General features: G+C 73.7%; 13 protein-coding genes. 6 read left to right on the top strand and 7 right to left on the bottom strand.

All coding sequences use genetic code 11. The annotated features are described in order from the left end of the window. Positions 1–20: 20 nt before the first annotated feature. Positions 21–653, top strand: a complete 633-nt coding sequence (locus RM812_RS07485; RefSeq protein ID WP_394816429.1) for a TetR/AcrR family transcriptional regulator — start codon at positions 21–23, stop codon at positions 651–653. Here the strand turns inward: RM812_RS07485 and RM812_RS07480 are convergent. After that, entirely contained in the window at positions 634–1,704 is a 1,071-nt protein-coding gene (locus tag RM812_RS07480; RefSeq protein WP_311571607.1) for a helix-turn-helix transcriptional regulator, read from the bottom strand. The two genes, RM812_RS07485 and RM812_RS07480, sit on opposite strands and share 20 nt — an antisense overlap. Positions 1,705–1,766: 62 nt before the next feature. Between RM812_RS07480 and RM812_RS07475 the strand changes: the two genes are divergently transcribed. From RM812_RS07475 to RM812_RS07460, 4 genes are all read left to right on the top strand, one after another. Next, the gene (locus RM812_RS07475) at positions 1,767–3,287 is read left to right on the top strand and encodes an MFS transporter (RefSeq protein ID WP_311571606.1); all 1,521 of its coding nucleotides are present in this window, start codon (positions 1,767–1,769) and stop codon (positions 3,285–3,287) included. A gap of 243 nt (positions 3,288–3,530) precedes the next feature. Beyond that, complete coding sequence (locus RM812_RS07470; RefSeq protein ID WP_311571605.1) at positions 3,531–4,292, top strand: DeoR/GlpR family DNA-binding transcription regulator; 762 nt, start codon at positions 3,531–3,533, stop codon at positions 4,290–4,292. After that, positions 4,289–5,236: a 1-phosphofructokinase gene (gene pfkB / locus RM812_RS07465; RefSeq protein ID WP_311571604.1), complete on the top strand. Its 948-nt coding sequence runs from the start codon at positions 4,289–4,291 to the stop codon at positions 5,234–5,236. Before RM812_RS07470 ends, pfkB begins: the two co-directional genes overlap by 4 nt. Before the next feature lie 308 nt (positions 5,237–5,544). Next, positions 5,545–7,668 (top strand): PTS fructose transporter subunit IIABC, encoded by a 2,124-nt coding sequence (locus RM812_RS07460; protein WP_311571603.1) that lies wholly within the window; start codon positions 5,545–5,547, stop codon positions 7,666–7,668. Positions 7,669–7,746: 78 nt separating this feature from the next. Here RM812_RS07460 and RM812_RS07455 read toward each other — a convergent pair whose 3' ends face one another. Continuing rightward, a complete protein-coding gene (locus tag RM812_RS07455) occupies positions 7,747–8,493 on the bottom strand; it encodes a DUF6227 family protein (RefSeq protein ID WP_311571602.1) in 747 nt (248 codons plus the stop codon). Positions 8,494–8,776: 283 nt separating this feature from the next. Then, positions 8,777–9,841 (bottom strand): P1 family peptidase, encoded by a 1,065-nt coding sequence (locus RM812_RS07450; protein ID WP_311571601.1) that lies wholly within the window; start codon positions 9,839–9,841, stop codon positions 8,777–8,779. A gap of 118 nt (positions 9,842–9,959) precedes the next feature. Here RM812_RS07450 and RM812_RS07445 point away from each other — a divergent pair, with 118 nt between their 5' ends. Next, complete coding sequence (locus RM812_RS07445) at positions 9,960–10,136, top strand: hypothetical protein (protein ID WP_311571600.1); 177 nt, start codon at positions 9,960–9,962, stop codon at positions 10,134–10,136. Between the two features lie 61 nt (positions 10,137–10,197). Here the strand turns inward: RM812_RS07445 and RM812_RS07440 are convergent, their stop codons facing one another. From RM812_RS07440 to RM812_RS07425, 4 genes are all read right to left on the bottom strand, one after another. Further along, a complete protein-coding gene (locus RM812_RS07440) occupies positions 10,198–10,677 on the bottom strand; it encodes a hypothetical protein (protein WP_311571628.1) in 480 nt (159 codons plus the stop codon). Between the two features lie 370 nt (positions 10,678–11,047). Next, the gene (locus tag RM812_RS07435) at positions 11,048–11,890 is read right to left on the bottom strand and encodes an S-methyl-5'-thioadenosine phosphorylase (RefSeq protein WP_311571599.1); all 843 of its coding nucleotides are present in this window, start codon (positions 11,888–11,890) and stop codon (positions 11,048–11,050) included. Between the two features lie 148 nt (positions 11,891–12,038). Continuing rightward, positions 12,039–12,374, bottom strand: coding sequence for an FmdB family zinc ribbon protein (locus RM812_RS07430; protein WP_311571598.1), 336 nt, complete (start codon positions 12,372–12,374; stop codon positions 12,039–12,041). 68 nt (positions 12,375–12,442) lie between these two features. Then, positions 12,443–13,759: an MFS transporter gene (locus RM812_RS07425; protein WP_311571597.1), complete on the bottom strand. Its 1,317-nt coding sequence runs from the start codon at positions 13,757–13,759 to the stop codon at positions 12,443–12,445. Between the last annotated feature and the right edge of the window lie 5 nt (positions 13,760–13,764).

The following is a 13,764-nucleotide window of genomic DNA, read 5'->3' as shown; positions in this document are numbered from 1 at the left end:
GGCGCAAGGCCGAGACCCGGATGGAGATCGCCCGTGCGGCGGCCCGTCTCTTCGTGCGGCAGGGACTGCGGGCCACCCGGGCCGAGGACATCGCCCGGGCCGCCGGTATCGCCCCGCGCACCTTCTACCGCTACTTCGCGACCAAGGAAGAGGCCGTCGCCCCGCTCTACGCCCTGGGCGCCGAGCGCTGGACGGAGGCCGTCCGCGAGGCCCCGGCCGAGCTGTCCCCGCCCGAGGCGCTGGAACACGCCGTACGGCGCACGCTGACGCCGGGTGCCGGAGTCTCGGCCGCCTCCTGGGAATGGGCCCGCTCCCTCATCCGCCTGGCCGAGACCAGTCCGGCCCTGCGGAAGGTGTGGGCGGAGGTCTGCCACACGACGGAGCGGGCGCTCACGGAGGTTCTGGCCACTCGGCTGGCCCGCGGGAACGACAACGTCGCCGCGCGGCTCGCGGCCTCCTCCGACCTCCACTTCGCGGCCGCCGTGGCGAGTACGGCCGTCCGCGTGGCGGTGGAGCACTGGGCGTCGTCCTCCCCGGAGGGCCCGCCGTCGGGGGAGGGGCGGAGTCCCTTGGAGTCGGCGTTGCGGAACCTCGAGGTGGTGCGGGGATTCGCTTGGGAGGGCGGTCCCGGTCTCATGCAGTTGGGGCAGTAGAGGCAGTAGAGGCAGCAGTAGGGGCAGTAGAGGCAGTAGGGGCAGCAGGGGCGTCCGTGGGGCGGAGGACGTGGGCCGGGTCCTCACGTCCGCCTGCGCGCCCCAGCCTCGCTCCCAGTTCCCGTACGCACTCCACCAGTTCCGCCGGTTCCCGCACCCGGAACTCCACCCCCAGCGTCGCGAGCCGCACCGCCAACCACTCCACCGATTCCGACACGGTCGCCCGCAGGACACACGACGAACCGCCGGCCGGCGCCTCCGGCACTCCCATCCACTGCGGTACCCGTGCCGCGACGGCCTCGGCAGGCGCGTCGAACTCGACCACGATCCCGTAGGAGTCGCCCCGCCGCTGCATCGAGCGCCGTAGGTACTCCGCGGCGCTCCCGGTCGGCAGCTCCCGCGGAGCGAACCGCGCCCCGGTCGCGAACGGCTCGCTCACCCGGTCCACCCGGAAGGTCCGCCAGTCGTCCCGGTCGAGGTCGTAGGCGACCAGGTACCAGCGGCGCCCCGTCGACACCAGCCGGTACGGCTCCGTCACGCGTCGCGTCTCGGCGCCGTCGCCCGCGCGGTAGGCGAACCGCAGCCGCTCCCGTCCGGCCACCGTCGAGGCCATGACGGTCAGCGTCTCGGGGGCGATGCTCGCACCGTCCCCGCTGGTCAGCGGCGTCGTGGCGGCCTGGAGCGTGGCCACCCGGTGCCGCAGCCGCGCCGGCAGCACCTGTTCCAGCTTGGCCAGCGCCCGTACCGACGCCTCGTCCACGCCCTCGAGGGCGTGCCCGGCCCCGGCGCGCAGTCCGACCGCGATGGCCACCGCCTCCTCGTCGTCCAGCACGAGCGGCGGCATCGCCTTGCCGGCCACCAGCCGGTAGCCGCCGTCGGCACCCATGGACGCCTGCACGGGATAGCCCAGCTCGCGCAGCCGGTCGATGTCCCGCCGGACCGTGCGGCGGGAGACCCCGAGCCGGTCGGCGAGCTCGCCGCCCGGCCATTCGCGGGGCGTCTGGAGGAGGGAGAGGAGCGTCAGGAGCCGGGCCGGAGTGTCCGTCGTCATGCCTCCGAGGATGCCGCATATCTAGGACGCCATCTGACCTACTGGTCCCCTAGCTTCCTCCCATGACCTTCACGCACACCCCGGACCAACCCTCACCAGCCCGGCCCGACGCGAGCGATCGCCGTCGGTGGTTCGCCCTCGCGATCGTGATGACCGCGGCGTTCATGGACCTGGTCGACGTCACCATCGTGAACATCGCCATCCCCTCGATCCGGCGGGACGAGGGCGCCTCCTTCAGCCAGATCCAGTGGATCACCGCCGGTTACGCCCTCGCCTTCGCCGCCGGCCTGATCACCGGCGGACGGCTCGGCGACATCCACGGCCGCAAACGGGTCTTCCTCGTCGGCATCGGCGGCTTCACCGTCGCGTCCGCGTTCTGCGGCCTCGCCGTGAACCCGGAGATGCTGGTCGCCTCCCGCATCCTCCAGGGGGCCATGGCGGCGCTGATGGTGCCGCAGGTGCTGTCGATCGTGCACGCCACCTTCCCGGCGCACGAACGCGGCAAGGTGTTCGGACTGTTCGGTGCGATCGTCGGACTGGGGGCCGTCTCCGGGCCGCTGCTGGGCGCCCTGCTGACCGAGTGGAACCTCTTCGGGCTCGAGTGGCGGCCCATCTTCCTCATCAACCTGCCGGTCGGCATCGCCGGCCTGATCCTCGGCAGCCGCTTCATCAGCGAGTCCAGGGCACCGCGCGCCCTGAAGCTGGACCTGGTGGGCGTCGCACTCGTCACCCTCGGCCTGCTGATGCTGATCTACCCGCTCACCCGGGGCCGTGAGCTGGGCTGGCCGCTGTGGGGGTACCTCTCGATGGCCGGGGCGTTCGTCGTGCTCGCGGTGCTGGTGGCGTACGAGCGGCGCAAGAGCGCGCGAGACGGTTCGCCGCTGGTCGAGCTGTCGCTGTTCAGGGTGAAGAGCTTCGCCGCGGGCATCGCCGTGCAGACGGTCTTCGGGGTCGCGCTCGGCATCTTCTTCCTGGTGTGGACGCTGTACATGCAGGAGGGGCTGGGCTGGACCCCGCTGCGGGCCGGTCTGACCGGCGTACCGTTCTCGATCGCAGTCTCCGTGGCGGCCGGCGTGTCGGTGCAGAAGCTGGTGCCGCGCTTCGGGCGCAAGGTGCTTCAGGCGGGCGCGCTGGTGATGGCGGCCGGAGTGCTGCTCTACATCTGGGAGTCCGAGCGGTACGGGCTCGGCATCACGTCCTGGCAGATGGCGCTCCCGCTCCTCGTCATGGGCGTCGGCATGGGCCTGATCGTCGCCCCGCTGACGGACGCGGTGCTGTCCCAGGTGCCGCGCGAGCACGCCGGGGCGGCGTCCGGGCTCATCAACACCGTGCAGCAGATGGGCAACGCGCTGGGGCTGGGGCTGGTGTCCGTGGTCTTCTTCGGGACGATGAGCGACCGACTGACCCCCGCCCGCATCGGCCCGGCCTACGCGGACGCCTTCCAGAACGCGCTGGGCTGGGTGGCCGCGGTGTTGGCCGCCATCTTCCTGCTGATGTTCGCGCTGCCCAAGCGGCCGGCCCAGCACGTGGAAGGGGCCCAGGAGGAGGACCGCGTGGAGGAGAAGGAGTCCGCGCTGGTCTAGCGGGTCCAGGGGGACCGCGCCGCGTGAGGCAGGGCGGGGTGGGTCCGGTACTTCGGTGCCGGACCCACCCCGCTCCCTTGCGTCCGCGTCCACGCCCCGCCCGGAGCTCTCCGGTACCCCGGTCATGCCCGGTCGTGCCCGTTTGGGTCCGGTCGTTTCTGCTTCTCGGTTTACTTTCCGGAAAACCGGGCGTAGCCTCCGGCTGAAACCACAGGTTCGGGCACGAAGCGGAGATGAACGGTCATGTACGCACCGGAGCGGCAGCAGGAGATCCTCCGGCTCGCCCGGGACGGCGGGCGGGTGGACGTGGTGTCGCTGGCCGAGGAGTTCCAGGTGACGGCGGAGACCATCCGCCGCGACCTCAAGGCCCTCGACCGTGCCGGCCTGCTCCGCCGGGTGCACGGGGGCGCGATCCCGGCCGGGCGGCTCGACTTCGAGCCGGACCTCGCCGAGCGCGAGTCCACGGCGGCCGACGAGAAGGACCGGATCGCCAAGGCCGCCCTGGCGGAACTGCCGACCGAGGGCACCCTGATCCTCGACGCCGGATCGACGGTGGCCCGCATGGCCGCCGCCCTCCCGCCGGAGACGTCCCTCACCGTCGTCACCCACAGCCTGCCCGTCGCGGCCCGCCTCGCCGACCACCCCGGCATCCAGCTCCACCTGGTCGGCGGGCGCGTGCGCCACCGTACGCGTGCCGCGGTGGACGCCTGGGCGCTGCGCGCGTACGGGGAGATCCGCGCCGACGTGCTGATGGTGGCGGCCAACGGCTTCTCCGTCGAGCACGGCCTGACCACCCCCGACCTCGCCGAGGCCGCGGTCAAGCGGGCCGCCGTCGCCGCCGCCCGCCGCGTGGTGCTGCTCGCCGACTCCTCCAAGCACGGCCAGGAGCACTTCGCCCGCTTCGGCGCCCTGAGCGACGTGGACCTGCTGATCACCGACAGCGGGCTGAGCCCCGAAGACGCCACCGCCATCGAGCGCGACGGCACGGAAGTAGTACGCGCATGATCCTCACCGTCACCCCCAACCCGTCGCTGGACCGCACCTACGAGGTTCCACGCCTCGACCGCGGCGAGGTCGTCCGCGCCGACGGCGAGCGCGTGGACCCGGGCGGCAAGGGAGTGAACGTCTCGCGCGCGGTGACGGCGGCCGGACGGCGCACGGTCGCGGTACTGCCGCTCGGCGGCGCGCCGGGCGCACTCGTCGCCGATCTGCTGGACGCACAGGGCATCGAGGTCGCCTCGGTGCCGATCGCCGGGGCGACCCGCTCCAACATCGCGCTGGCCGAGGCCGACGGGGTCCTGACCAAGATCAACGCGCCCGGCCCCGAACTGTCGGCGGCCGAGCGGGAACTGCTCCTGGAGACCGTACGGCGGCAGTCGCGCGGCGCGGACTGGATCGCCTGCGGCGGCAGCCTGCCCCGCGGACTCGCGCCCTCCTGGTACGCCGACCTGGTCGTCCGGGCGCACGCGGCCGGCGTCCGCATCGCCCTGGACACCTCCGGGCCCGCGCTGCTCCAGGCGCTGCGCGAGGGACCGGACGTGGTCAAACCGAACGCGGAGGAGCTCGCCGAAGCCGTCGGCCGCCCCCTGGCCACGGTCGGTGACGCCGTGAAGGCCGCCGAGGAACTGCGCGAGCTGGGCGCCCGGTCCGTGCTCGCCAGCCTGGGCGCCGACGGCCAGCTGCTCGTGGACGACGCGGGCACCTGGTACGGCAGCGCCCGCGTGGACGCCGTACGCAGCAACGTCGGCGCCGGCGACTCCTCGCTCGCCGGGTTCCTCGTCGCCGGGGGAGCGGGGCCCGGGGCCCTGGCTTCCGCCGTCGCGCACGGTGCCGCCGCCGTCCAGCTGCCCGGCAGTGTGATGCCGACACCGGCCGACCTGCACCCGGCGGCGGTGACGGTCACGGCGCAGGTGCCGGTGGACCGGGCGCTGACGGAGCCGACGTCGTGACCCCCGACCGCGTCCTGGGGCGTCTTCCCGGCTGCGCCTTCCGGTCCCGTCCTGGCTGCGCCCCCGGCCTGGCCCCTGCCATGCCGCCGGTCCTCGTCCCGGAGCTCGCTCCGTCCCCGGACCCGGCTCCGTCCCCGGACCCGACGCCGGCCGCGGTGTGTCCGTCCCCGGCCGCGTCCACAGTGCCTCCGCCGCCCCCGCGGTAACCCCCGTCCCCGACCGCAGTACCCCAGTCCCCGTCCCCGTCCCTGTCCCGTCCCCGCCTGTCACCCCACGTACCGGGCGATACGCGAGCTAAGGAGCCCGCGATGAGCGACATGATCACCGCGGATCTGGTCGACCTCGACCTGTCCGCCGACACCAAGGAAGCGGCGGCGCGCGCCCTCGCCGAGCGGTTGGTGGCCCACGGCCGGGTGACCGACCTGGAGGGCTTCCTCGCCGACGTGGCCGCCCGAGAGGCGCAGATGCCGACCGGTCTCGACGGCGGCATCGGCATCCCGCACTGCCGCAGTGAGCACGTCACCGAGCCGTCGCTCGCGTTCGGGCGCAGTGCGCTCGGCGTCGACTTCGGCGCGGCGGACGGCCCGGCCGATCTGATCTTCCTGATCGCCGCTCCGGCGGGCGCCGACGACGCCCACCTGACGATCCTCTCGTCCCTGGCCCGGCAGTTGATGAACGCCGAGTTCACCGCCGCGCTGCGGTCGGTGGACGACGCTACGGCCGCCGCGGCGCTGATCCACGGGGAGGACCCGGCAGGTTCCGGAGCCGGTTCCGGAGCCGGCTCCGGAGCAGATCCCGAAGCCGGCTCCGCAGGTGACGAGGACTCCGTGGCGGTCCCGGCGGCGGCCTCCGCCGGGGCCGCCACGGGCAGCACCGACGAGCGGGAAAAGGCGGCGGGGCCCGCGCAACCCGCACAACCCGCGCGTCCCTTCCGTATCGTCGCGGTCACCTCCTGCCCCACCGGCATCGCGCACACCTACATGGCGGCCGAGTCACTGGAGAACGCAGGCCGTGAGCAGGGCGTCGAAGTCGTCGTCGAGACCCAGGGATCGGCCGGTTTCACCCGGCTCGACCCGGCGGTGATCGAGGCGGCGGACGGCGTGATCTTCGCCCACGACGTGCCCGTACGCGACAAGGACCGCTTCGCCGGCAAGCCCACCGTCGACACCGGCGTGAAGGCGGCCATCAACCGGCCCGGCGAACTGATCGGCGAGGTCCGCGGGAAGGCGGCCCGCGGTGAGGTCACGGCGGCCGGCCCCGCCGGTGCGACGCCCGTCGAGCGCGGCGGCGAGTCCGGCGAGGGGTACGGCACCAAGCTCCGCACCTGGCTGATGTCCGGCGTCAGTTACATGGTCCCGTTCGTCGCCGCGGGCGGTCTGCTCATCGCCCTGGGCTTCGCGATCGGCGGCTACGAGATCAACAAGGCGCCGTCGGTGATGGACCACTTCGTGTGGTCCCAGGCGGACAGCTGGGCGGCGCTGCTGTTCCAGATCGGCGGCGTGGCCTTCGCCTTCCTCGTCCCGGTGCTGGCCGGCTACATCGCCTACGGTATGGCCGACCGTCCCGGCCTGGTCCCCGGCTTCGTCGGCGGCTCGATCGCGCTGAGCATCAATGCCGGCTTCCTCGGTGGTCTGGCGGCCGGGCTCATCTCCGGTGCCGTGGTGATGGCGATCCAGCGGATACCCATCCCGGCGGCCCTGCGCGGCATCATGCCCGTGGTGGTGATCCCGCTGATCTCCGCGGCGATCATCGGCTTCCTGATGTTCGTGGTGATCGGCAAGCCCATCGCGTCCGCACAGGAGGCGATGACCGACTGGCTCAACGGCCTGTCCGGCGCCAACGCGGTCCTGCTCGGCGCGCTGCTCGGCCTGATGATGTGCGCCGACCTCGGCGGCCCGGTCAACAAGGTCGCCTACACCTTCGCCACCGCCGGCATCGCGGTCTCGGACCCCAGTGACTCGGCGATGAAGATCATGGCGGCGGTCATGGCGGCCGGCATGGTCCCGCCGCTGGCGATGGCCCTGGCCACCACCGTGCGCGGCAGGCTCTTCAACGCCGCCGAGCGCGAGAACGGCAAGGCCGCCTGGGTACTGGGCGCCTCCTTCATCTCCGAGGGCGCCATCCCGTTCGCCGCGGCCGACCCGCTCCGGGTGATCCCGTCCTCGATCGTGGGCGGCGCGATCACCGGCGCCCTGTCGATGGCCTTCGGCGCGACGCTGCGCGCCCCGCACGGAGGCGTCTTCGTGGTCCCGCTGATCGGCAACCCGCTGCTCTACCTGGTCGCCATCGCGGCGGGTGTCTGCGTCACCACGGCCCTGGTGCTCCTCCTCAAGAGCCTGCGCAAGCGGGCGCCGGGCGCGGCGGCACAGGGACCCGACGGCGCCGACCCGTCGTCCTCCACGCCCGGGGCGAAGCAGCCGGTGGCCGCGTAAGGGGGCGTCGGGCGTCCGCGGTCTCCGGGCCGGGTTCCGTCGGGGACCCGGCCCGGAGCCGTACCCCGGCCCGCCCGCTCAGGTGACCTGCGCGGCGCGCCGCTCCATCGCCCGGCGGGCCGCGGCCTCGCTCTCGTAGACCTCGCACATGTGCCGCCCGTCGGGTGTGGCCGTGTGCTCGACCTCCCAGAGGGAGATCTCCACCCCGTCACCCGCCAGGAACGCGTGTTCGTAGAGCGAGAAGCCGACTCCGGTGCGGCCCGCGCGGCCCGGGCCGCCGAAGGCCTGGGTGATCTGGTGCGCGGACGCCGTCGTCAGCAGGGCGGCGACGTCGGCACCGGGCCGGTCCGTGTTCTCCGCGCGGCGCAGCAGCCGTCGGGCGTGGTCCGCCGAACCGTCGACGACGTAGGTGTGCCGCGGCGCGGGGACCGAGGACAAGTGCACCTGCACCGGCAGTTCGAACTCCGGCGTCTCCGGCGGCAGGGCCAGCCGGCCGGTGGCGGTACGCACCTCCTCCTCGTCGACGTACACCTCGTGCTGCGGTTCACTGCCCGGGGCCGTGTTGTGGACGAGCTCCCAGAGCGTGAGCGCCGTGCCGTCGGCGAGCAGCCAGGTGTGCCGGTACGTCTCGCGGTGCAGCCCCGCGCTGTGGTGCGCGGAGTGCAGTGAACCGTCGTGCGCCAGCGCGCAGTCCAGTTGCCGTATCGTCTCGTCGGGCAGCTCGAACGAGTTCAGGGCGCGACCGAGCAGTCGCATGAGGTGCTCCTCCGGAGACTCGGGCGACTCGGGTGGTTCGTACGCTGCCGTCTCGTACGGAACGCTCAAGGTTTCTCCCGGCGTTGCTGCATGTCACCTTGTGGGTGCATACCGTAGCCCCTCGGTCGGACATCATGTCCGGGAACCGAGAAAACGTACGCACGAAAAACGCGCGGGCCGCGCGGAAGGTTCCCGCGCTACCCGACGGCTCGTCAAAAGCCGCTGTTCAGAGGCGGCTTCACCCCCCCCACGGACCGTACGAATCCCTGCCCGGCCCGGGTGCGCCCCTGCTCGTCCGCTGCTGGTCCCCTTCGCGTCCCTCTTCTCGTCTCCGTTCGCGTCCTGCCTCGCGCTACTCCTGGTGCCGCTCCCCGTACGACTGCTCACGCGCCTCCCCGTACAACTCCCCGTACGACGGCCACGCCCCGCCCGGTCCGTCCACCGGGTCGGCGGCCCGTACGGCGCGCACGATCGCGCGCGTCACCACGTCCGCGCCCGCCGCCAGCACCTCGTTCAGCGCGAGCGGCTGCGCCGCGTCGAGCGGGCGCCGTCCGGTCGCCAGGGCGAACACCGTGTCCCCGTCGCTGAGCAGGTGCACCGGCCGTACCGCACGCGCGATGCCGTCGTGCGCCGTGCCGGCCAGCTTCTGCGCCTGCGCCCTGGACAGGTCGGCGTCGGCGGCGACCACGGCGAGCGTGGTGTTGAGCGGGGGCGGCGCGTTCCTCGCCGCGACCTCGGCGAGGCGCAGTCCCGCGGCCTCGTGGACACCCGCCTTCGGATACTCCACCCGCCCGCCCCGGAACAACTCCCCGTACAGCACCCCCGTCGCCGGGTCCATCACCGCCCCCGCCGCATTCGCCACCACCAGCGCCGCCACCGTGATGCCCGAGTCCAGCACGGTGCTCGCGGTGCCGACCCCGCCCTTGAGCGTGCCGACCACGGCTCCCGTACCCGCTCCGACACATCCCTCGGCCACCCGCGCACCCGGCGTGCTCGCGTGGGCCGCCTCGACCGCCGCCCGTCCGGTGGCAGCGTCCGGCCTGGCCCGGAAGTCGCCCCCGCGCCCCAGGTCGAAGACGCAGGCGGCCGGCACCACCGGCACGACGTGCGCGGGATCCGGCCCGACGCGCACCCCGCGTCCCCGCTCCTCCAGCCAGGCCATCACCCCGGACGCCGCGTCGAGCCCGTACGCGCTGCCGCCGGTCAGCACCACCGCCTCGACCTTCTGCACCAGGTTGCGCGGATCGAGCGCGTCGGTCTCCTTGGTGCCGGGACCGCCGCCGCGCACGTCCACGGCGGCGACCGCCCCGCCCTGCGGCGCGAGCACCACCGTCGTGCCCGTGAGCCACCCGTCGCCGGTGCGTGTCGCATGCCCGATCAGCACGCCGGCGACGTCCGTCAATGCGTCAACTGTCATGGCGCCAGTGTCGTCCAGCCGTGGGCGCCTTCGGTGGCAGCAGGCGCCGGCCGTGGCGGCCGCAGGAGGAGCCGGGCGGGCGGAACGCCGTCCGCAGCGCGGGCCGTACCCTGGAACCATGAGTAGCACGCCCGCACCCGAGCCCCGCGCGCCCAAGCCCGCGCTGGTCTTCGACGACCCGCTGGACCAGCAGTCCGCGGACGACACCGACCGCGGCTGGGGTGAGCGGCCCGCCGGCGACGGCGCGGCCGACCTGAAGCGCTTCCTCGACGAGAAGCCGCCCCACCACCTCTGAGCCGGGCGAACGCCCGCCCGCCGTCGAACCGCGCCGGCTACGAACGAGGCACCTGACGGGCTCACCACAGCGTCACCGCCAGTCGCGACAGGGCTCCCGCGCCGACCAGCCGGTGTGCGGTGGTGCGCGGCACCGAGACCACGACCAGCGCACCGTCCGCCGAGCTGCCGTCCATGGGCTCCGGCACCTTCGTCACCCGCGCTCCGCGGGCGACCACCGAGGCATCGCCCGTGCCGCCGCCTCCGGCCGCGACGACGTCGACCCGGTCGCCCGGCCTGAGCAGTCGCACCGCGGCCGCGTCGGCGATCCGTACCGGCGCCGCCACCAGATCCGCCCCGTGCCGCTTGCGCACCGGCTCGGTCACCGGATGTCCGCGCGCCCGCTGGGCGTCCTGCCCGCCGGCCCCCGGGTGGGGGCCCGCCGCGACCAGGGCCGCGGCGGTGACGGCGAGCCCCGCGGCCATGGCCCGCCGCCGGTGCCGTACGAGCCGGTGCAGCTGTTGCCGGCCGCCGCGCACCCGCACCGGGGCGAAGTGCGGCACCTCGCAGGTGGGCGGTGCGTCCGTACCGAGCGGGAGTGGGAAGGGAACAGCGGGACGGGACACCGGGACCACCACCTGTGACGAGGGATCGGCTTGCGCGTCCACGATGAGGCATGTCGCCGTCGCTCGCCGGAGCCCGTGGACCACCGGCCGATTGTGGACAACTCCCTCACCCGAACAGGACATTCCGGCTGCCCGCCCAGCCGACTGCCCCCGCCCGGTCCGTCCCCGGCCAGTCCCCGGTCAGTCCCCGTTCAGTCCCCGGTCAGTCCCCTCCCATCCCACCACCCGGTCGGTCCCCTTCTACCGCCCGACTCTCCGACGTGCCGACCTGCCGCCCGGCCGGCCGCCGCGCCCCGCCCGGCCGCCGCTACGGCAGAGTGATCCCCGGGTCCATCCCGCCCAGCGCCTTCCCGCACGGGCAGTCCCGCTCCCCGGCCGCCGGCAGCGCGGCCACCGCGTCGAACAGGACGCCCCGCAGCCGGTCCACGTTCGCCGCGAACACCCGCAGCACCTCCTCGTGCGAGACCCCCTCACCGCTCTCCGCACCGGCGTCGAGGTCGGTGACGAGGGTCAGCGAGGTGTAGCAGAGCTCCAGCTCACGGGCGAGCGCCGCCTCCGGGTGACCGGTCATGCCCACCACGGACCAGCCCTGCGCCCGGTGCCACAGCGACTCCGCACGGGTCCCGAAGCGCGGCCCCTCGACCACCACCAGGGTGCCGCCGTCCACCGGCTCCCAGTCCCGCCCCCGCGCCGCCTTCAGCGCGGCGGCCCGCCCGGCGGGGCAGTACGGGTCGGCCAGCGACACGTGCACCACGTTGGGCACCGTGCCGTCGGGCATCGGCAGCCCGTCGAAGTACGTCGACGGCCGGGACTTCGTACGGTCGACGAACTGGTCCGGCACCAGCAGCGTGCCCGGCCCGTACTCGGGGCGCAGCCCGCCCACCGCGCACGGGCCGAGGACCTGGCGCACGCCGACCGAGCGCAGCGCCCACAGGTTGGCCCGGTAGTTGATCCGGTGCGGCGGCAGATGGTGGCCGCGGCCGTGCCGGGGGAGGAAGGCGACCCGTCGGCCGGCGACCTCGCCGAGGAAGAGGGAGTCGCTGGGCGGCCCGTACGGGGTCTCGACCTGGACCTCGGTCACGTCGTCGAGGAACGAGTAGAAACCGGAGCCGCCGATCACGCCGATCTCGGCATTCACCTTGTTCGCCATGCCCGCACCCTAGAGCCTGTCCGACCACCCCGTCGTCCCCCGGAGGGCGGGCCTCGGGAATGGCCGGACAGGCCCTGGCCGCCCCGCGAAACACCGACGACCCCGTCGTCGGGTGACGACGGGGTTCGGCAGGAAGTCCTGAGATGCCTTACGCGGCGGTGGTGCCGGCGGAGCTCGACGAGGAACCCGAGCCCGAGGACGAGCCGGAGCCCGACGACGACCCCGAGTCCGAGGACGACGAGGAAGAGGACGTCGAGGAGGACGACGCGGACTTCGCGGACGACGCCGGCGAGCTGCTGGACGAGCTGCCGCGGCTGTCGTTGCGGTAGAAGCCGGAGCCCTTGAAGACGATGCCGACCGCCGAGAAGACCTTCTTCAGGCGCCCCTGGCAGTTCGGGCACTCGGTGAGGGCGTCGTCGGTGAACTTCTGCACCGCCTCGAGGCCCTCGCCGCACTCGGTGCACTGGTACTGGTACGTCGGCACTTGTCTTCCTCCTGGCACTCTCACTCGATGAGTGCTAACGACGGTCCATAGTGACGTATTCCTGGGAATCAGTCCACTGCGGCGGGCGCGCGGTGACCGACGCCACGTGCGTCCGTCCGCTCGTGGGGCCGGGACGCCAGCCGCGACCGCAGCGCCACCAGTGTCGCCAGCGCGAGCACCGTGCCGCCCATCGGCGCCAGGAATCCGGCGCCGTCCCAGAACCGGTCCTCCAGCTGTCCGGAGACGGTCACGGCCGCCGCCTGGCCGAGCGCCACCGCGCCGGTCAGCCAGGTGAAGGCCTCGGTACGGGCACCCGCCGGGACCAGGTCCTCGACCAGTGTGTAGCCGGTGACGAGGGCGGGCGCGATGCACATGCCGACGAGCAGGCCGAGGCCGGCCAGCACGAGCACGGAGTGCGCGGCCCACAGTCCGGACGCGGTCAGCGCGAGGGCGGTGTACCCGACGAGGAGGCGCCGCTGCGGGGCGACCTTCCAGGCGATGGCGCCGCAGGCGAGCCCGGAGAGCATGTTGCCCGCGGCGAAGACGCCGTACAGGACGCCGTTGAGTCCCGGTTCGCCGATCGACTCGGTGAACGCGGCCAGTGAGACCTGCATGCCGCCGAAGACGGAACCGATGCCCAGGAAGGCGACGATCAGGACGCGCACCCCGGGGACGCGCAGCGCTGAAACGTGCTCCACGCGCGCGTGGTCCCCGTCGACGGCGCCGACCGCCGGCTGGGTGCTCTTCTGGGCGGCGAAGAGCAGTCCGCCCACCAGGGTGAGCGCGGCCTCCGTCAGGAGGCCCGCGGCCGGGGCCACGGCCGTGCACAGGGCGGTCGCCACCAGGGGGCCGAGGACGAAGGTCAGCTCGTCGGTGACGGACTCGAAGGCGGCCGCCGTGCTCGCCAGGGGGGAGTCCTTGAGTTTCACGCCCCAGCGGGCCCGCACCATGGGCCCGACCTGCGGGACCGAGGCTCCGGTGGGCACGGCCGCCGCGAACAGCGCCCACAGGGGGGCGTCCGCGAGCGCGAGGGCGGTCAGGGTCAGACCGGACGCCGCGTGGACGAGTACGCCGGGGAGCAGGACGGCGCGCTGCCCGTAGCGGTCGGCGAGCCGGCCGCTGTAGGGGGCGAACAGGGCCATGGAGACGCCGGTGACGGCCGCGGCGGCGCCCGCGACGCCGTAGGAGCCGGTGGTGTGCTGCACCAGCAGCACGATGGAGATCGTCAGCATCGCGAACGGCTGGCGTGCCGCGAAGCCGGGGAGCAGGAACGTCCAGGCGCCGCGGGTGCGCAGCAGCTGCCCGTATCCCGGGCGGCCGGAGGTGGGCGCGGTGTGCCGCGACTCCTGCGGTGACTTCTTCGACGGGGTGACCGTGGATGCCACGGCCC

Origin of the sequence: Streptomyces lancefieldiae (assembly GCF_031845825.1) — a bacterium.
In the GTDB taxonomy this organism is placed as follows: domain Bacteria; phylum Actinomycetota; class Actinomycetes; order Streptomycetales; family Streptomycetaceae; genus Streptomyces; species Streptomyces lancefieldiae.
The sequence above is the reverse complement of the archived record's forward strand: the minus strand, read 5'-3'. Positions and strand labels throughout refer to the sequence as shown.

Bases quoted from the DNA above. Each gene is read 5' to 3' on its own strand.
- RM812_RS07485 (WP_394816429.1), top strand. From the start codon at position 21: ATGGAGATCGCCCGTGCGGCGGCCCGTCTCTTCGTGCGGCAGGGACTG.
- RM812_RS07480 (WP_311571607.1), bottom strand. From the start codon at position 1,704: ATGACGACGGACACTCCGGCCCGGCTCCTGACGCTCCTCTCCCTCCTC.
- RM812_RS07475 (WP_311571606.1), top strand. From the start codon at position 1,767: ATGACCTTCACGCACACCCCGGACCAACCCTCACCAGCCCGGCCCGAC.
- RM812_RS07470 (WP_311571605.1), top strand. From the start codon at position 3,531: ATGTACGCACCGGAGCGGCAGCAGGAGATCCTCCGGCTCGCCCGGGAC.
- pfkB (WP_311571604.1), top strand. From the start codon at position 4,289: ATGATCCTCACCGTCACCCCCAACCCGTCGCTGGACCGCACCTACGAG.
- RM812_RS07460 (WP_311571603.1), top strand. From the start codon at position 5,545: ATGAGCGACATGATCACCGCGGATCTGGTCGACCTCGACCTGTCCGCC.
- RM812_RS07450 (WP_311571601.1), bottom strand. From the start codon at position 9,841: ATGACAGTTGACGCATTGACGGACGTCGCCGGCGTGCTGATCGGGCAT.
- RM812_RS07445 (WP_311571600.1), top strand. From the start codon at position 9,960: ATGAGTAGCACGCCCGCACCCGAGCCCCGCGCGCCCAAGCCCGCGCTG.
- RM812_RS07435 (WP_311571599.1), bottom strand. From the start codon at position 11,890: ATGGCGAACAAGGTGAATGCCGAGATCGGCGTGATCGGCGGCTCCGGT.